This window comes from Spirosoma aerophilum, from assembly GCF_054782495.1.
In genome coordinates this window covers 113,020-129,700 of sequence record NZ_BAAGSJ010000050.1, presented here as the reverse complement: position 1 = coordinate 129,700, position 16,681 = coordinate 113,020, and the positions used below count along the sequence as shown (strand labels likewise).

Here is a 16,681-nt window from a genome sequence, read left to right as displayed (position 1 = left end):
GACTAGTGGATAACCGGAAGGAAGTTATATTGTTGAACGGGCTGATCCGGCCGATAGGGGCGCTAAACTCATCAAATTAACGGATAAAGGCAACACAGCCCTAGCTGAAGCTTATTAGTACGTATCGAAAGCCGCTGAAGTGGTATTTAGTAACGTACAGGCGGATACAATTCAATTAGCACATACGTTGCTCATGCTTACTGAATAGCGAAATACTCAGCTATTGAGTAGTTTAAAAATGAAGGAATTGGACACCAAGTACAACCAGTCTTTCGGGCGTTATAGCGGTGGTTTGTAAACCTGTTTCACGCGCATGCGGGTGCCAAAACAGGCCGTCTCTTAGAATGCTCCATCTTGAGAAGCAGACAAAAGGAGCTCTCCTCTCTCAGGCAAGAGCGTTTTTTGGCGTTGACTACCGGAAAGGTTAATGCCCTGACCCGATCAGCCTTACTACTTAACAAACTGGATAATAAAGCCGCCTTTGGGAGCGAAAGCGTATTGCCAGGTAGAGGTAATGGGGTATGTCTCCGTTTTAAAGCCCATCAATGGATTTTCGCCTTCCGAAATGACGCTAAATTTCGAAAAGCCCCTGGCATACCTGGCCAGATTCAGTTTGACTGGTACTGCTTTATCCGTCCCATTGATTCCGACAATATACGAAAGGCTCCCCTTCTGACGAGCGAGGATGATCTGCTCCCCCGGCTCAGCGACAATACTTTCCGTTTTATCCCAGGTGGCAGGCATGTCTTTCAATAACTGTCGAACCGGCACCGGCAGTGAATCAAATACCTCTTTAGAATCCGCAAAATTGATGATCCCCGATGTGTAGATCATAGCCGTAGCCAGTTCATGGACCGCGGTGTTCAATCGGGGGTATTTTCGGATAGTCAGCGCAAACGGGGTGTAATCGGTAGGGCCGGCTACATTTCGGGTGAAGGGCAACACGGTATTCTGCTCGGCGGCTAACGCTGGATATCGGGCTTCATAAAAATAATGTTCCGTGCCCAAAACAGCTTCGGCTGTCATAAAATTGGGCCAGGTTCGATGCCAGCCTCGGGGAACGGTCGTGCCATGCAGGTTGACCAATAAATGCGCTTTGGCGGCATCTTCAAAAAGTGACTGGAAGCATCCCATCACCTCCTGGCGGTCTGAGCACCAAAAGTCGATTTTAACCCCCTTGACGCCCATTGCCGCCAATTCTTTAAATTTCTTTCTTCTTTGTTCCGGGTCGAAATACGCAGCCGAGTACGCCCATACCATGGGCTTGATCCCCCTGGCAGTCGCTTTGGCAATGATACCTCCTTCGGCGTTGGCCTTCTCCCAGCCCGCGTCAAACAGCGTGTAGCCAAAACCGAAAGAGGCCGCAAGATCCGTAAAGGCGTTATACATTCCAGGGGTATGATCTTCGGGATGTGACCACCAGGACCAGGTGGCTTTGCCCGGTTCGATCCAGGACGTATCGTCAAGTTTAGAGGCTGGTGCCAAATCCGTAATCAAACTTGACAGCAGGATATCTCCGGCCTGGTCACCAATGATGATCACCCGCCAGGGCATCGTCCAGGGAAGACTCGATGTTGGCCGATTGTCGTTGCCCAGGGGAAGGTTATATTTTTCGTCTTTTTCCGCAAAAGCGATTTTATACAGCCCCCCCTTGGAATCGGGTTGCAAATGGCAACCTGGAAACGACCTATCCGTTCCGGACTCAGCCAGCAAAACCCAGTTTTTCTTCTCATTTACCTGAAAAAGGGCAGGCATACACCACCCCACCGAAGGATTGCGGGGATGGCTGATTGAGTCGCCGGGATGTACGTTGAGGTAAAAATCTTCATAGCCCGGGGTGACCTTTCCCGCTTTGTTATAAGGCTGCAACCAGCCCCTGGCATCTTTTTCAATCTGAAATCCTGTTATTTCGTTGTTGATCACCCGTGTTTTTTTATCCTGATCCGGAAACCGGTAGCGGAAGGCAACGCCCTCTTTTCCGGTCACCAAATCGATGATCATGAGCGCCCCCGAACGATTTTTAAACGTTACACTCTTCGTGTCAAAAACCTGATTTATCGTTTTGACGTTACTCACCTTCAAATCGTATTGCTCCTTTCTTATGCCAATGGGTGAAACGGTCACGACGGATAACCCAGTCGTAAAATTCTGATCGTCGCAGGTTAGGCCAAGTGGAGAATCGGCAATAATGGGTTTGTTTCGGTGTGATACGCTGTAATGCAACGCTCCATTTTTGTTCAGTGACAAGGTGATGTTATTGGAGCCAACCTTCGAGCTTAAACTCATCGATTGGCTTGTCGCCTTAAAACTGCTGAAAAGAAAAATTACACCGGCAAAAAAGGGAAGGACTTTGTAAATCAATCGATTTCTCATGCTACTGACTGGAGTTCTCCGCACCAAAGTGGGGCGGCCCGTTAAAAAACATAATTTGTCACTAAATGCACTTGTTCCCTTTCGAGAGGGAGTCTACCAGGGCTCTGTAGCGTAAAGAGTTTTTCTTAAGGCGTATACTCCACATGTTTAGTAACTGGTCTGCGTGGGTTAACCGCCAGGCGCGGGGGTAAAAACTGAACTGTCAACGCGTCTCTGAATAAGCCGCCTGACTGGGTTAATACCAATTAAGACCTTCGATAAAGCGTACTCTACCTGTGTCAAATTGGCCCTCGCTCAGCTGTGATATCGGCAGACCTTGTCGAGCTTACCGAGCTGTTTGGGGCTAACCCTTTTGATTGGGTTCGGCTAACCAAAAACGAGTAAGCAGCCGTTTAAATCCTTCGCCAGCTTGTGGCATCGATTTTAAACGGCTGCTTACTACAATACCGATGTTTAGGCGACTACCGGTTCAAGCTGTTTGACCAGCTGGATTTCACTGTTAACCTTTACTTCTTCCCCGAGTGCCACCCCGCCCGTTTCCAGAACGCCATTGAAGGTAATGCCCCAATCGCTACGGTTGATTTTTCCACTGATGGTATAGCCCGCCCGGACGCCACCCCACGGGTCTTTCGTCACCCCACTGTATTCAACCGTTAATGCGACTGGTTTGGTAACGCCTTTCATCGTTAGATCTCCGTAGACCGTGAACAGGTCATCAGACAGCTTCTCGACTTTTGTCGATTGGAAGCTTAACTGAGGATAGGTTTCGGCTGCAAAAAAATCGGAGTTGCGCAGGTGGTGGTCGCGTTGCTCATTGTTCGTATGGATGGACGCAATCTCGGCAGTGGCCCGTATTTGAGCGGTACTAAAGTCGTCATCCTGGGTTTCAGCTTCTACCTGAAACTGTTGGAAAGAACCCGAGACATTGCTGATCATCAGGTGTTTGATCTTAAAGCCTAATTCGCTGTGCGTGGGGTCAAGGACCCATTTGGTTGTTGACATGTGACTGAAAATTATTGATTTGTACGTGTTGAGAACGTGTCTGGACTCTGCCCGAGGCAAAGTCATGGTCAGTAGAGAATCCGTTGCGAAGCCTCAACGGTGGCGATCGGGTGCATTTTTCCCTGTCGGTATTCCTGATAGAGTCGGCGGATATCCTCCTGTCTATCGCCAATGAAGGGACCATGCGACACGATGGCATCCCCTTGCGGTTCTCCGGCATAAAGAATGACCCGCGCTCCGGTTTCACCGCTTGTCAGCTTAAGTTCGCTTCCTGTCTCCTCATCGTATCTATCCAGCCAGCCGACTTGATCCTGATGGAGTTCCTGGGCCTCGTCGCCCACCCGCAAACTGCCCTCCAGCACATACAGAAACGTAGTAAACGAGGCCGGGAGGTGTTGAACGGTAGAGGTGCCGGGCTGCAAATGAATATCCGCGATGATAAGGGGTGTATAATTCTGAATGGGTGACGTTACTCCCGCCAGCGAACCACTATAAACCTTTATCGCTATACCATTATGGGTTGCAACAGGTACTTTCTCTACCGGCAGATCCTGTACGCGTGGCGTGGCCCAGCGATCTTTTTTGGGTAGATTCAGCCATAACTGCAACAGGCGCATGGACGCTTCCCCTTCGATGGTTTCGCTATGGACAATACCACTACCTGCCGTCATGAGCTGTAAATCGCCCCCTTTCATCTGGTAAGCCTCGTCGCCCAGGCTGCCTTCCAGGAGCAGGGATACGGTTTCAAAGCCCGCATGCGGATGCGGACCGCCCACGGCTTGCTCATCCTGCTTGTTGAGTCGATCATCCATCAACATGATAAATGGATCACTTTCTGTGAAGTCGACCTGAATAACCGGTCTGGCCAAATGACCAGGCCCCAAAAACCCCTGTTGCGTAGGAGGAGTATATATTTTGACTAGTTTCCTATGACTATTCATGCTCCTGTCTTTTTTGATCCAGCGGAAAATTTCGCTCATCATTGATGATGCAAATTTACGCCTTAAGCTATACTTTTGTAAGTACTATACTATAGTATAGCCCTATACTTGAGTATAGTAAACAGGACATCTACCTAAAATGGAAACGACGGATCTAAAGCACTCCGAGTGCATCAGTACATTACGGCCTATCCGGGATGCGCTGGACGTATTGAATGGTAAATGGAAGCTGCCCATTATTGTGGCCCTCACCTTTGGGGAGAAGCGGTTTGGCGAAATTTCCAAAGAAGTCCATGGAATTACGGACCGAATGCTCTCGAAAGAGTTACGGGATATGGAGGTAAACGGGTTGGTCAGACGAACCGTCTACGATACCTATCCAGTCAAAGTCACCTATACGCTGACACCGCATAGTGAAACCCTGGGTGGGGTCATTGAATCCCTGCGCAGCTGGGGCGAGTTGCACCGGAAAAAAATTCTCTCGGGAGAAGTGTGAACGAAGGCGATTAGTAACCACCTATGGGGGCTGTTATCATGACTGGGGGTTGATGTTCTTCAGAATGAGTGTCCGCAAGCGCCCGTCATGCTGATCGCCCCATTGCCCGATGGCGGCAATAACGGGAATGAGCGATTTCCCGAAATCGGTGAGGTAATAGTCCACTCTGGGCGGGACCACTGGGTAAATCACTTTCCCAATCAATTCATGGCTTTCCAACTCCTTTAACTGTACGTTCAGCACGCGCCGGGAAGCCCCCGGAATTTTCCGCTGCAGCTCGCTGGGGCGCTGATAGCCTTCGTGGATGAACCACAAAAGCCGCATCTTCCATTTCCCGTAGAGGACTTCGCCAATCAGGTCGAGTCCGCAGTTCAACTCGGGCAGTGTCTTTCGTTCGTACATACGACAAAGATAACCATAGGCGCTGTGGCCGGTCAATAGGGATAAATTTATCCCTATCTGATTCGTATGTCCGTACTTGTCAGCGCCTGTCGTACGCCCGAAATTTGCCCTGAACAAATCAACCGCGTTATGGACTTTAGCGTTGACAACGAATTGACGGGCAAAATTGCCCTGGTGACCGGAGGCAGTAAAGGAACAGGTAAGGCCATCGCCGATCGCCTGTTGGCAGCGGGGGCCACGGTAATCATTACGGCCAGAAACAAGCCGGAAGACCAAACAATCGGCACCCATTTTATCGCTGCCGATTTAAGCAAACCGGACGGCACCCAACTAGTAATCGACGAGATACTCGATACATTCGGCCATCTGGATATCCTGGTTAATAATATGGGGGGCTCGGAAACGCCGGGGGGTGGGTTTGCCGCGCTCGCTGATGAGGACTGGGAGACATCGTTTCAGACGAATCTGCTGGCGCCCGTACGGCTGGACCGCGGATTACTGCCCGGCATGATCAGGCGCGGGGAAGGAGTCATTATTCACATTGCGTCCATACAGGCGAAATTACCTCTCTATGACGCCACGCTGCCTTATGCCGCTGCCAAAGCTGCCCTGGTCAATTATAGTAAAAGCCTGTCGAATGAAGTCGCACCGAAAGGGGTACGCGTGCTTACTGTATCGCCGGGCTGGATTATGACCACGGCATCGAGCCGCATGATGGAGCGTATCGCCGAAAGCTCAGGGGGAACGGCTGAACAGGCGGCTCAGGGGGTGATGGATGCCCTGGGGGGTATTCCCTTCGGCCGACCCGCCTGGCCACAGGAAGTAGCTGATCTGGTCGGCTTCCTGGTTTCGCCCCGGGCGGCCTACCTCACCGGCACCGACTTTGTCATTGACGGCGGTACCATCCCCACGCTATAGGCGGGTATTGACCAAACAGGTATTAATCGAAATTCTAATCTCAATGCATATGAAACTCCCTGATAACATTCAAGGCCTCGTTAGGGCACAGAACGACCTGGATAGCCCAGCCTTTGCTGCGTTTTTTACCGCAGAAGCCACCGTGTCCGACGAAGGAGCGTCGTATTCGGGCCGGGACGAAATCCAGCAATGGATACTACAGGCGACCGAAAAGTACCATACGCAGCTAAAACCAGTCGATTTCAGTCAAACCGGATCGACGGCCGAGCTGACCGTCGAAGTAAGCGGCACGTTCCCCGGCAGCCCGGCTATCATGCACTACCACCTCGAACTGGATGGGCCACTCATCTGCTCGTTACGAATCTCAGGGTAAACGCTTCCCGTGTGTTATCGATCGTCACTGACAGATTCCAGAACAGGCCGTCCCTTGACCTACCCGAAAAGGGATGGCCTGTAGCGTTTTCGTCGCAGGCAGGGGTCTATTAAGCCGTTGATTTTTACGATCTCATCTAAATCAACCCATTCAGTACTATGTCGCCAGTGGTTGGCTACTGATTAGCGTTGCCCACCAGGAGCTGGGAATGCCTGACACGGTCGGTCCGTTGATAAATACGCACATGATCGAGCTGACCAACCAGTTGGTAGTGCGTAGCAATGTAATGGGCCAGTGGTTTGAAATTCTCAAACCGATAGCGGGTTGTGTCGCTCATAAACAGGCTATTAGGGCCCGTTGCATCCAGAAAAAAGGTTGGCTGGCTGCTCAGTATATCCGTCAGATATTTATGCCTGTAAGCCTGACGCAGCGAGTGGGGATACATGCTGCGAAAGCTGGTGTTCTCACTGGTACCCTGCGGCAGTTGGGTGTCGACATGGTAGCGGTTTTGCCACCCCCAAACGACCAGGCGATCACCGGGTAGGGCCCGGGAACTGATGATGGACGAAACCGGGTTCATCCTGGCTGTTTGCTGGTGAGCCAGTTGATATAGGTAGTAATTGGCCTCTTTAATACCCGCCTGATGAACCGCTGCAACCTGAAGCAGGCTCGGTACAATCGTGATGGCTACCAGCAGGCCCCGGTTTATGCTCAGGCTTTTCCAGTTTGCCAGAAGCTCCTGAACAGCTAAGCTTAGCAGCCAGGTGAGCGGCAAAAGCACAAACCATAAATGATGACCATATTCAGTAGCGGGCATGGCCACCGCGTAACAGGCCATACCCAGCCAACACAAAGACCATCCAATCAGCCATTTATGAGCAGTTGTTAGTTGATGTTGACCATAAAGCCGCCAGGCAATGGCCAGCGATGTGGCCAGGAGGCATAACCAGACATAGTGGCCAAACGTGGGTTCAGCTGCAAAAAAAGAAGGCAGACGGGCCAACTTTGACCAGATCGGCAACTGGGTATTTGGGTACAAATCTTTATAGTATTCGCTGTAGTTAAACAGATTAGACTTAAAGTAGAACACAAACATTCGGTCGGTTACTCCCAACAGTGTAGCCCAGGCAATAACCAACAAACTGGGTAGTAGCCCTCCGGCCAATACTAATCCCAAGGGCTTGTTTGTCGCTGAAAAAAACGGCTTTCTGGTACTCTGATTAGCCAGGCGAACGACCAGGGCTAATACGATGATGGCAATGATAGGAACAGCCTGTAGTTTGATGAACGGAATCAGGCCCGCCAAAAAGCCGGTCATTAACCAGTTTATAGGCTTGCCTTTAAAATACGTTGGCCGCTTATATAATCTGACCAGCATCAGCCAGCAATAGGCGATGATGGGTAAAGCCGGGAGTTCACTGCTGCAATGTAAATAATCAAAATAGGTGGTGAACCACAGGAATAACATAAAGACCAGTAAGCTCAGGCGACTGGATACTGGCGAAAGCCACTCCCGCATGGCAGTGAACAAAAGCCAGCTGGTCAGGCCCAGCAGCGCGATGGCCGTCAACCGGCAGGTTACGTAAGTAATAGGTAGGTGAAGTAACCCCGGCCAGGCCAGCAAATAGCTATTGATAGGTCCGATGGTTGTACCGTCAACCGATCGCCAGTAAACGGGATCCTGCAGCAGTGTGAGGGCCTCGGCAATCATCTGCGTTTCATCCACGTTTAACAAATCGGCGAAGAAAATACTGGGTAGCCGGGCAATGAGCAGCCCTACTATGGCCAACCCAAAAAACCAGCGATCATTTAAAGAAAAGGAGTCAGGCTTTGGGGCTACATGGTAACTTAAAAAGGTGATAAGTCCCAGCAAACACCCGTAATACAAATAAGATGAGTAATGAGTTAAAAAATTAACGACTTCTTCCATTTTCTATTAAATCATATGTCAATATTATATTGACTAACTGAAAGACCAGGGCAGATTTTTAGGTAGATTAACATTTAGACTATATATATACATACGTAGTAACATTTGATAAAAAATGTTTACTAATCGGTTGGTGAGTAAAAAGTTAGTCAATCAGGAATTGTTAAGATTTCTACGTCTTTTGTTTGTAGCAAACAGTCTATAAACTGGGGTTGTGTAATGGCCCATTGGCCAATAAGCCGTCCTTCCAAACGCCCGTTATGAGGTATTGCCGAGCGATGGTTTTAGGGGCTTCCGAGAAAATATACTGGCGTATTTTGCGCTGTAGTTCGGATTTTGCCTAAATGGCCTCGAGGCCTCGGTGCCAATGGTTATCGAATCAATCCGCAGACTAAGCATTCCCGTTTGCACAGACCCGGTCGTCGCCAGTCAGGTAAAATGGCTGCCATGACAGGCACACCTGTTCGTAAATTAAGTAGAAGCGTATGCCTATTAAGCGAACGGATAAATGCCGTGCTGTCTGCTCTTGTGAAGAGACTATTCGCCGGAAGGTCAGGCGGGGGAGAGGGCTGGTTTACAAAGAGGTATGCGTGTCGTATTGGGTCTGGCGCAATGCGCGTTCAGACACGTACTGGGGCGGTTCTGAAGTGCCGCAGCTATCCTAAAAAAGTTTGGAAGCGGTGCAGGGAAAAGTCTACAAATGAACGAGGTAATCGGTCAGTAGTTTCCACTGCATTTTTTGGTAAAAAAGCCAGCCTCCTTCGGCTAACAGGGTGTTGAGAACCGATCGGTCCCCGGCTTCAGGCTCTTGGTTGTTGATAGCCTCATTTTTGCCAATTTCGCAGGCCGTAAGTGTGTTGCCCGCCACCGCCACCCGGAACGTGCTGCTGGCTTCCTTTTGGAAAAAGTGCTCAATCTGGTCCGAATCGTTGTTTCGAGGGTCTTTGCTAGGCTGAACCGTAAACTCTGCCTGCCTTTCGCCAAAGGCCACGTGAGTCACCCGAACCCAGTTCTCCGGCATCGGGCCGGGCAGAATGATCTGTATATAATCGCCTGCTTCGGGTCCGGTAGCGGACTTTGGCCCTCCCGTTGAATCGTGCAGAACAAAGTCTGCCGTCAGGCTGGATAAAGACGACCAGTCATTCACATGCCGCAGCTTTTCGACCGATCGGGCAAAGGCGTTCAGGGCTTCCTCGCTTGTTGGATAAGTGCGTTCACTTGAGTAAAAAAGATCTCTCGTTTCCTCGCCTTTGGCTACGTTGATCTCGTGCTGAATCTGGTCGACGATAGGTTTGATTTTCATGCATTTGACGTTAAGGTGATGCAGTACGTTATCGATAGGCAGACAACGTCAGAATGGATATATCGGTCAATAAAAACTTTCTATTTTAAGGATCTGTTCTTCAATCGGTTGCGGCACGACCCGCCGATCAAGCAGTATATTAGGTGCCGCTTTTATCGCTTCCCAAAAGCCCTGGCGAATGTTGACGTCCTTTTTGAGTTGTTTAAGAATCAACAGGGTGTGACGCATGGCATAGTAAGCGGGTCGACGCAGCCAGTAGTACCAAAGCGTATCCCGGGTTATGTGCTGGGTGCGCTGCGCTACATTTCGCAGTTGAGAGGGATAGTGGTGCGCGACCATGTCTTCGGCATACGCTAAACTCCAGCCTTTTGTGCGCATATCAACGGAGAACATACGCTCTTCGCCCGCGATGGCAAACCGGCTGTCGAAACCCCCGACGCTTAGAAATGCTTCCCGACGAACCACCACCGCGCAGCAGACAAAGCCCAGAACAGCCGGGCCTGGTAATGGTCGGGGGTCGGTTAAAGGACTGTGAAGCATGGCGTCACAAACAGAATCCAGCTCTTCCTTTTCACCGATCAGTATTTTCCCGCCAAGCGCCCCAAGGTGTGTGTATTTACTAAAGTAGGCCGCTGCCCTGCCCAGGGCTTCGGGTTGCCAGAACGAATCGTCATCGCAAAATGAAATCAGGCAGGTTTTAGCCAGTCGAACACCTTCGTTGCGTGCCGCACAAAACTTATTCGCATGAAGAGCCAGTACGGTTACGGATGGAAAGGCCGCTTTGACCCGATCCGGCGTGCCATCCGTCGAAGCATTATCGACGACAATAATGGGCGGCTGCTGCGGAAGGGCACTTAATTTGCCCAGCGTCCGGAGTAACGTACCGACGCGGTTTCGGGTAACGATAACGATCGTAATATCTTTAACTGTCAGCATGTTGATCAAATAATCCTCTACCCATTCGCAGAAGAGTCCAAATCTGAACAAATGATTATGAACAGATTCGGACTCTCATAGGCGATCATTTATCTATCCTTGTTGAACACCTTTGGCAAGACCCGTGTAAGATGGGTCAGGCCTGCACTACGTCATAAGATCAATCGGTTCTTTCGAATCCGGGTATTTACTACTGATTGCTCCCTGAGCCCGAACCGCTGCTGCTGCTTGTTTTTTGCTTTTTGTTTTTGCTGCCCGATTTACTGCCGCTCATGCTGCCCTGACCGGACGTGCTGCCCGACTGGCCGCTGACGGTACCAACACCAGCGCCCGAAGCCGAACCACTCGTGCCGGAACCTACGGTTGAATTGGCACTGCGGCCCGAACCACCCGACGACATACCGGATGTTCCGCTTTGCCCCGAATTGCGACCTGAAGTCGTAGCGCCTGACCGGGTGTTGCCCGAACCTGAACCGGTCGTTCCCGTGGATGTATTTCCTGTGTTACTACCCGATTGTGCCTGAGCACCCACGGCCACTGCTATAAGCAGCGCAACCGCCATCATTGATGTTTTCATAAAGTTGAATTGATTTTGTTAAGCGTTCATCGGTTTATGCACTCATCAGAAAAACGCGTTGTCCGGCAAAAAGGGCCTTACTCATTCGATCCTGTGAGGAAACGGCGCTTTGTTGGTTGCTGACCGAAAAAGCAATGAACAGGCAGCGGTTTATTTGCCTTCCAAGACAGGTGTTTATCGGATTTTAGCGCCCAGATATTCCCGATTCAGCCGGGCTATATTCTCCAGCGATACCGACGCCGGGCATTCTACCGCGCAGGCCCCCGTAAATGAACAGGCACCAAAGCCTTCCGAATCCATCTGGGCCACCATACGCTCAGCGCGCATTCTGCGTTCGGGTTGTCCCTGCGGCAGTAGGGCAAAACGGGATACCTGCGCACTTACAAACAACATAGCCGATGCGTTCTTACAGGCAGCTACGCAGGCACCACAGGCAATGCAGGAAGCGGCATCCATCGTTCGTTCCTGTACATCGAGGGGTACCAGAATTTCGTTGGCTTCGGGAGCCGCTCCCGTGTTGACGGATATGTAGCCCCCCGCCTGTACAATCCGGTCGAAGGCGGAGCGATCGGTCGACAGATCCTTGATGACCGGAAATCCCCGTGCCCGCCAGGGTTCGACCACAATGGTGTCGCCATCGTTAAAGCTGCGCATGTAGAGCTGACAGACCGTAGCGCCCGTTTGCGGCCCATGCGCCCGGCCGTTCACGTACATGGCACACGAGCCGCAGATGCCTTCCCGGCAGTCGTGATCGTAGGCAATGATCTGCTCGCCTTTCGTAGTTAGTTCGCCGTTGAGGATATCAAACATCTCCAGAAACGACATGTCCGGGTCGATATTTGCCAGTTTGTATTCAACTAATTTGCCCGGCGAACTGGTGTTTTTCTGGCGCCAGACTTTCAGGGTGATATTCATACTATTAATTGAAAAATAGCGGCTATTCGTACAGGCCTGATAAATATGCCGGGTATGTACGAATAGCCGTTTTTTTATACTTTTCCTTTATAGTCCCAATGATCCCTAACCGTAACTCCATGGCTGTCTTTGACCAGCCGACGGGTAAACTGATCGCCTTTGATAATACCCCGTTCATCGGCTTTGCCGACGAAGGCCAGCCGGGGATTTCCTTCCTCATCGGTTTTAGTTGCCACGTCGTATCGCCCGAATCGGAACGCAATCATCGCAGACGGTTCGTACTTTTTACTAAGTTGCTTAAGCAGCCGTTCGCCTAATTTCATGGTGCGGGAAGTTTTTGTTCGAGTCCGCTTTTGCCTCGTTAGATCGTTGGCGTACCACCCGTTACCTGTACGGTGCTGCCGGTCATGTAACTCGATTCGTCGGAGGCCAGCAGTACGTATATAGGGGCCAGTTCGGCAGGCTGACCAGCCCGTTTAAGGGGTACATCCTGTCCAAAGTTTTTGACCCGTTCCGGCGGCATGGTCGAAGGAATAAGCGGAGTCCAGATAGGGCCCGGAGCTACACAGTTGACCCGGATGCCTTTTTCGGCCCATACCTGCGCCAAGTTCGCTGAGAAATTCTGGATAGCTGCTTTGGTGGCGGCATAGGCCAGCAACTGAGGACCGGGTTTGTAGGCGTTTACGGAGGTCGTATTCACAATGGTACTGCCGGGCTTAAGGTGTTCTTCGGCTGCTTTGCACAGGTAAAACATCGCAAAAATGTTCGTGCGGAATGTATGGTCCAGCTCTTCGCTGCTGATATCCTGCAACGACTCATGGGCCATCTGGTAAGCGGCATTGTTCACCAGAATGTCCAGCCCACCAAGTTCATCGACGGCCCGTTGAATGAGCTGTTTGCAGTGCGCTTCGTCGCTGATGTCGCCCGGTACGAGTATGGCTTTTCGGCCGGCCTCTTCCACGTAACGAGCGGTTTCCTGAGCATCTTCATCTTCGTTGAGGTAAGAAATCAGCACATCGGCTCCTTCGCGGGCAAAAGCAATCGCCACCGCCCGGCCAATACCTGAATCGCCCCCGGTAATGAGCGCTTTGCGGCCCGTTAGCTTGCCCGACCCTTTATACGAGGTCTCGCCATGGTCGGCTTTGGGCTGCATCTCCGCTTCAGTTCCGGGCGTTGGCTGCTCCTCATTCGAATAAGGCGGTTGCGGGTATTTAGTGAGCGGGTCCTGCAGCGTTGGGGCGCTGGTTGCGGAAGTTAAATTCATAACGTAATGACTTTTGTGAGTAACTGTACACGGTAGTATACCCCTGACCAGTCAAATCGTTTAGCAGGCATTGGCAGGAATGAGGGAGTGGTTCCTGATAAATGACGGATGCCCGCTGAGATTACATGTTTGCAGGGCGTGGTTTGGGGAACAGGTCAAACGCCATATCGTCAAGATATGGCGTTTGACCTGTTCCCCAAACCCGCTCTCGCTTCTAAAAATTTGCCGCCAGATTCACAAAATAATACCCGCCGTTGAAGCCAAACTGGGTGGCACTGCGGCTGTAAACGAACCGGCCGAACGACGAGTTGTCCAGTGCTGCCGAACCATACCGCTCCGGTGTGGGGTAGTTGGTCACGCGTAGCGGATCGGGGTAAATATCGAACAGGTTGTTAGCGCCGACGGTCATATTGAGATTCTTGTGAATCCGGTACGAGAAACTCAGGTCGGTGATGAGCTTTGGGTTCTGGATCTCGTCGAGGGCCGGGTTGGCGGGGTCGTAAGCTTGCACCGTGCCGAAGCGCGAGAAACGCAGCACCGCACCAAACTTGCGCAGCCGGTAGTTGAAGGTCAGCTGTACTTTGCTCTTTGGCTGAGCTACCGTTAGCCGGGCGCTATCCTGCCGGTTGAAGAGGAAGTTACCGAACGTGGCATCCGTTGGAACGTTGGCGGGCCGCTTTATGTCGCCCACGAGCTTCGTCTGGTTGAAGTTGGCGGCCAGCGTTATGTCCAGCGTACCCGTTCTCAGGCGTGGGTTTGTGGCTATAACCACGTCGATACCCTGCGTTTGGGTGTTCACGGCATTGGCAAAAAACTGGGCGCTGTTCACATCCGTCTGTCCGGCTCCGTTCAGGATATTGGCCACGATCAATCCCGCCCCCGATGTGCCGCGCGAGAACTGGTTGCTGTAGATAATGCGGTTGGTGATGTTGATCTGATAGGCATCGACGGTCACGCTCACATTCGGTAAAGGCCGCGAGGTGATCCCAATGCTGTAGTTGGTGGAGCGTTCAGCTCCCAGCGGGGGTACACCGAAAGCCTGGGCAATGGGACTGTCGTTGCGGAAGGTACCCGTTTGACGGGGTTCCAGAATGGTGCCGTTCGAGACGAAGACCGTGCTGATGGCGCTAAAGTACCGCTGGTGCAGCGAAGGCGCCCGGAAGCCATTGCTAATCGAGCCACGCAGCGAAAAGGCTTCGCTAAACCGGTAACGGGCCGCAATTTTTCCGGCCAGATTTCCGCCAAAATCACTGTAATACTCGTAGCGCCCCGCTGCGTTAAGCAGCAGCCGGGTCGTTAGATCCGACTCCAGGTCGATGTAGGCACCATATACGTTACGGGTGGCATTGACGGCGTTGGCCGGTTGATAGCCGGGAAACACCTGCGAACCGCCAATCTGCCCCGACGTGGGGCTGAAGTTCAGGTAAGATGCCGCTTCGCCCGGATTGATCCGGTACTGATCGTTGCGGTAGGTAATGCCGGTGGCCACGTTAAATGAGGTCAGCCCCAGTTGCTTCCCGAAATCTTTAGCGGCACTGGCATCGGCCGAATTCTGGTAAAAACTCAGTGTACCGGCGTAGAACGAAGTGGGGTTGTTAAAGGTGCCCAGATACGCCAGCGACGCGTTGTTGGAATTAGTCACGTCGAAGCGGAACGAGTTGCCGCCATACACATTGCTGATGTCCCAGCGCCAGCCGTTCGTTTCGCCATTGACGCCCACCAGCAGCGACTGGTCGTTGATACTCGATTGAATATTGGGCAGGAATCCATTGGGATAAAGGGCCGTGATAACCTGCGATGTCTGGTAGGGGTAACGATAGAAACCAGCCGCCACACCCCGTCGGTAGTTCAGCCCGCCCGACGCATAGAAACTGGCGTTGCTGTTGGCAATCGGGACACGGGCGTTCAGGAAGAAACCGGCGTTCTCGATGCGGGCGTTGCCGACCAGAAGGTTATTTTTCAGGCTGAAGTTATTCTGTTGAATCAACGTCTGGTCCTGCTGATAAAGCCCCTGTCGGCGGGCTATATACGCGGCTGCACTCTCGCCCGTTTGCTGGCCTACGTTCCAGTTCACATACACCGGCCCGGTATAATCGCCCGCCCGGTTGGTGGAGCCCCGATGGCGAAACTCGCCCGTCAGACTCAGGAACCCTTTTTCGCCGAGTTTAAAACCGTGGTTGATGCCAACTTGTGCTACCTGTCCATCGCCTTTGTAATACTGCCCCAACTGGGCGTTGACCGTCGTGCCGGGCCGCTCTTTCAGCCGAAGGTTAATGACGCCCGCAATGGCATCGGACCCGTATTGCGACGACGCCCCATCGCGCAGCACTTCAATACGCTCAATAGCCGAACTCGGAATGGCGTTCAAATCTGTCCCCACCGAACCACGGCCGATGGTGCCGTTGATGTTGATAAGCGCCTGGTTGTGCTGACGTTTGCCATTGAGCAACACCAGCACCTGATCGGGGCCGAGGCCGCGCAGGGTGGCCGGGTCGATGTGGTCGGTGCCGTCCGACACGGTTTGCCGGGACGAATTAAACGACGGGGCCACAAAGTTCAGCTGCTGGGTCAGGTCGATCTGTCCCGTTGCCTGTAAATCCCGCGACTGAATAACATCGACCGGGGCTACGGTTTCGGTACTGGTTCGGGCCTGCGTGGAGCGAGATCCCACCACCACCACTTCATTCAAACTCGCCAGCCCTTCAACGAGCTTTACCGATACGGTACTGGTATTGCCAGCCGTTACCTGAACCGGAATGTTCTGGGTGGTATAGCCCACAAAACTAAAGCGAAGGGTGTAACTGCCGGGGCTGACCGATACAGTATACAACCCATTGGCGTCGGTAATGGCACCGGCTGTCTGGCCGGTGACCAGCACCGAAACACCGGGTAAACTAGTCCCCGTGGTCGCATCCGTCACCTGACCGCTAATGGTTTGAGCGAGGGCGTTGAAGGAAAAAAATAGAGAGAAAATGCTGGACAGAATCAGCCAGCGTCGTAAGTATGTGTTTCTCATAGTTGAATAGTTGCGAGGGGTTTCTATGCGTTGCCAGCCAAACCGTATGGTTTCGTTCGGGCCTGACAGACCATAAATCTCGCTGCACTAACAACCCATTGTGCGCTACTTTCTCTTTTGTTAGTATGGCAAAGTGAGTGAATGGACCCTGCCAATGGCTTTATTTATCCAGTGTGAACATTAATATGCTAGCAAGAGCGCACCTTTTGATATTTACCAAACGACCGTAGTTTGT

Annotated in this window: 16 protein-coding genes; 4 read left to right on the top strand and 12 right to left on the bottom strand. The window is 51.9% G+C overall.

Annotated features, from left to right (window positions below; all coding sequences use genetic code 11):
• Nucleotides 1-450: 450 nt before the first annotated feature.
• The 3 genes from ACYVK4_RS33065 to ACYVK4_RS33055 form a co-directional block, all read right to left on the bottom strand.
• The gene (locus tag ACYVK4_RS33065; RefSeq protein WP_461131859.1) at nt 451-2,373 is read right to left on the bottom strand and encodes a glycoside hydrolase family 97 protein; all 1,923 of its coding nucleotides are present in this window, start codon (nt 2,371-2,373) and stop codon (nt 451-453) included.
• A 453-nt stretch (nt 2,374-2,826) separates the two neighbouring features.
• The gene (locus tag ACYVK4_RS33060) at nt 2,827-3,375 is read right to left on the bottom strand and encodes a YceI family protein (RefSeq protein WP_461131858.1); all 549 of its coding nucleotides are present in this window, start codon (nt 3,373-3,375) and stop codon (nt 2,827-2,829) included.
• Between the two features lie 68 nt (nt 3,376-3,443).
• Nucleotides 3,444-4,358 (bottom strand): pirin family protein, encoded by a 915-nt coding sequence (locus ACYVK4_RS33055; RefSeq protein ID WP_461131857.1) that lies wholly within the window; start codon nt 4,356-4,358, stop codon nt 3,444-3,446.
• 97 nt (nt 4,359-4,455) lie between these two features.
• On the opposite strand from ACYVK4_RS33055, the gene ACYVK4_RS33050 reads away from it, so the two are divergent.
• Nucleotides 4,456-4,812 (top strand): winged helix-turn-helix transcriptional regulator, encoded by a 357-nt coding sequence (locus tag ACYVK4_RS33050; RefSeq protein ID WP_461131856.1) that lies wholly within the window; start codon nt 4,456-4,458, stop codon nt 4,810-4,812.
• Between the two features lie 36 nt (nt 4,813-4,848).
• Here ACYVK4_RS33050 and ACYVK4_RS33045 read toward each other — a convergent pair whose 3' ends face one another.
• Entirely contained in the window at nt 4,849-5,214 is a 366-nt protein-coding gene (locus ACYVK4_RS33045) for a winged helix-turn-helix transcriptional regulator (RefSeq protein ID WP_461131855.1), read from the bottom strand.
• A gap of 129 nt (nt 5,215-5,343) precedes the next feature.
• Between ACYVK4_RS33045 and ACYVK4_RS33040 the strand changes: the two genes are divergently transcribed.
• Nucleotides 5,344-6,132: an SDR family oxidoreductase gene (locus tag ACYVK4_RS33040; RefSeq protein ID WP_461131904.1), complete on the top strand. Its 789-nt coding sequence runs from the start codon at nt 5,344-5,346 to the stop codon at nt 6,130-6,132.
• A gap of 49 nt (nt 6,133-6,181) precedes the next feature.
• Nucleotides 6,182-6,505, top strand: a complete 324-nt coding sequence (locus tag ACYVK4_RS33035) for a nuclear transport factor 2 family protein (protein WP_461131854.1) — start codon at nt 6,182-6,184, stop codon at nt 6,503-6,505.
• 175 nt (nt 6,506-6,680) lie between these two features.
• Here ACYVK4_RS33035 and ACYVK4_RS33030 read toward each other — a convergent pair whose 3' ends face one another.
• On the bottom strand, nt 6,681-8,435 hold the full coding sequence (locus tag ACYVK4_RS33030) for a hypothetical protein (RefSeq protein ID WP_461131853.1): 1,755 nt from the start codon (nt 8,433-8,435) through the stop codon (nt 6,681-6,683).
• 485 nt (nt 8,436-8,920) lie between these two features.
• Between ACYVK4_RS33030 and ACYVK4_RS33025 the strand changes: the two genes are divergently transcribed.
• Nucleotides 8,921-9,100: a hypothetical protein gene (locus tag ACYVK4_RS33025; protein WP_461131852.1), complete on the top strand. Its 180-nt coding sequence runs from the start codon at nt 8,921-8,923 to the stop codon at nt 9,098-9,100.
• Between the two features lie 29 nt (nt 9,101-9,129).
• On the opposite strand, the gene ACYVK4_RS33020 is transcribed toward ACYVK4_RS33025, so the two are convergent.
• The 7 genes from ACYVK4_RS33020 to ACYVK4_RS32990 all read right to left on the bottom strand — a co-directional run bounded on the left by ACYVK4_RS33020 (nt 9,130) and on the right by ACYVK4_RS32990 (nt 16,446).
• Nucleotides 9,130-9,738 (bottom strand): hypothetical protein, encoded by a 609-nt coding sequence (locus tag ACYVK4_RS33020; protein WP_461131851.1) that lies wholly within the window; start codon nt 9,736-9,738, stop codon nt 9,130-9,132.
• A gap of 66 nt (nt 9,739-9,804) precedes the next feature.
• Nucleotides 9,805-10,674 carry a glycosyltransferase family 2 protein gene (locus tag ACYVK4_RS33015; protein WP_461131850.1) on the bottom strand — a complete coding sequence of 290 codons (870 nt, stop codon included), beginning with the start codon at nt 10,672-10,674 and terminating at the stop codon, nt 9,805-9,807.
• A 190-nt stretch (nt 10,675-10,864) separates the two neighbouring features.
• Entirely contained in the window at nt 10,865-11,251 is a 387-nt protein-coding gene (locus ACYVK4_RS33010) for a hypothetical protein (protein WP_461131849.1), read from the bottom strand.
• A gap of 174 nt (nt 11,252-11,425) precedes the next feature.
• The gene (locus tag ACYVK4_RS33005) at nt 11,426-12,166 is read right to left on the bottom strand and encodes a succinate dehydrogenase/fumarate reductase iron-sulfur subunit (protein ID WP_461131848.1); all 741 of its coding nucleotides are present in this window, start codon (nt 12,164-12,166) and stop codon (nt 11,426-11,428) included.
• A gap of 74 nt (nt 12,167-12,240) precedes the next feature.
• Nucleotides 12,241-12,489, bottom strand: a complete 249-nt coding sequence (locus ACYVK4_RS33000; RefSeq protein WP_461131847.1) for a hypothetical protein — start codon at nt 12,487-12,489, stop codon at nt 12,241-12,243.
• A gap of 38 nt (nt 12,490-12,527) precedes the next feature.
• A complete protein-coding gene (locus tag ACYVK4_RS32995) occupies nt 12,528-13,430 on the bottom strand; it encodes an SDR family oxidoreductase (protein ID WP_461131846.1) in 903 nt (300 codons plus the stop codon).
• A gap of 214 nt (nt 13,431-13,644) precedes the next feature.
• Entirely contained in the window at nt 13,645-16,446 is a 2,802-nt protein-coding gene (locus tag ACYVK4_RS32990) for a TonB-dependent receptor (RefSeq protein WP_461131845.1), read from the bottom strand.
• Nucleotides 16,447-16,681: the final 235 nt, after the last annotated feature.

Excerpts from the sequence above, each read along its gene's own strand:
- ACYVK4_RS33015 (WP_461131850.1), bottom strand. The coding sequence starts at position 10,674 with ATGCTGACAGTTAAAGATATTACGATCGTTATCGTTACCCGAAACCGC.
- ACYVK4_RS33055 (WP_461131857.1), bottom strand. The coding sequence starts at position 4,358 with ATGATGAGCGAAATTTTCCGCTGGATCAAAAAAGACAGGAGCATGAAT.
- ACYVK4_RS33020 (WP_461131851.1), bottom strand. The coding sequence starts at position 9,738 with ATGAAAATCAAACCTATCGTCGACCAGATTCAGCACGAGATCAACGTA.
- ACYVK4_RS33025 (WP_461131852.1), top strand. The coding sequence starts at position 8,921 with ATGCCTATTAAGCGAACGGATAAATGCCGTGCTGTCTGCTCTTGTGAA.
- ACYVK4_RS33065 (WP_461131859.1), bottom strand. The coding sequence starts at position 2,373 with ATGAGAAATCGATTGATTTACAAAGTCCTTCCCTTTTTTGCCGGTGTA.
- ACYVK4_RS33060 (WP_461131858.1), bottom strand. The coding sequence starts at position 3,375 with ATGTCAACAACCAAATGGGTCCTTGACCCCACGCACAGCGAATTAGGC.
- ACYVK4_RS33040 (WP_461131904.1), top strand. The coding sequence starts at position 5,344 with ATGGACTTTAGCGTTGACAACGAATTGACGGGCAAAATTGCCCTGGTG.
- ACYVK4_RS33045 (WP_461131855.1), bottom strand. The coding sequence starts at position 5,214 with ATGTACGAACGAAAGACACTGCCCGAGTTGAACTGCGGACTCGACCTG.
- ACYVK4_RS33005 (WP_461131848.1), bottom strand. The coding sequence starts at position 12,166 with ATGAATATCACCCTGAAAGTCTGGCGCCAGAAAAACACCAGTTCGCCG.
- ACYVK4_RS33000 (WP_461131847.1), bottom strand. The coding sequence starts at position 12,489 with ATGAAATTAGGCGAACGGCTGCTTAAGCAACTTAGTAAAAAGTACGAA.
- ACYVK4_RS33010 (WP_461131849.1), bottom strand. The coding sequence starts at position 11,251 with ATGAAAACATCAATGATGGCGGTTGCGCTGCTTATAGCAGTGGCCGTG.
- ACYVK4_RS32995 (WP_461131846.1), bottom strand. The coding sequence starts at position 13,430 with ATGAATTTAACTTCCGCAACCAGCGCCCCAACGCTGCAGGACCCGCTC.
- ACYVK4_RS33050 (WP_461131856.1), top strand. The coding sequence starts at position 4,456 with ATGGAAACGACGGATCTAAAGCACTCCGAGTGCATCAGTACATTACGG.
- ACYVK4_RS33030 (WP_461131853.1), bottom strand. The coding sequence starts at position 8,435 with ATGGAAGAAGTCGTTAATTTTTTAACTCATTACTCATCTTATTTGTAT.
- ACYVK4_RS32990 (WP_461131845.1), bottom strand. The coding sequence starts at position 16,446 with ATGAGAAACACATACTTACGACGCTGGCTGATTCTGTCCAGCATTTTC.
- ACYVK4_RS33035 (WP_461131854.1), top strand. The coding sequence starts at position 6,182 with ATGAAACTCCCTGATAACATTCAAGGCCTCGTTAGGGCACAGAACGAC.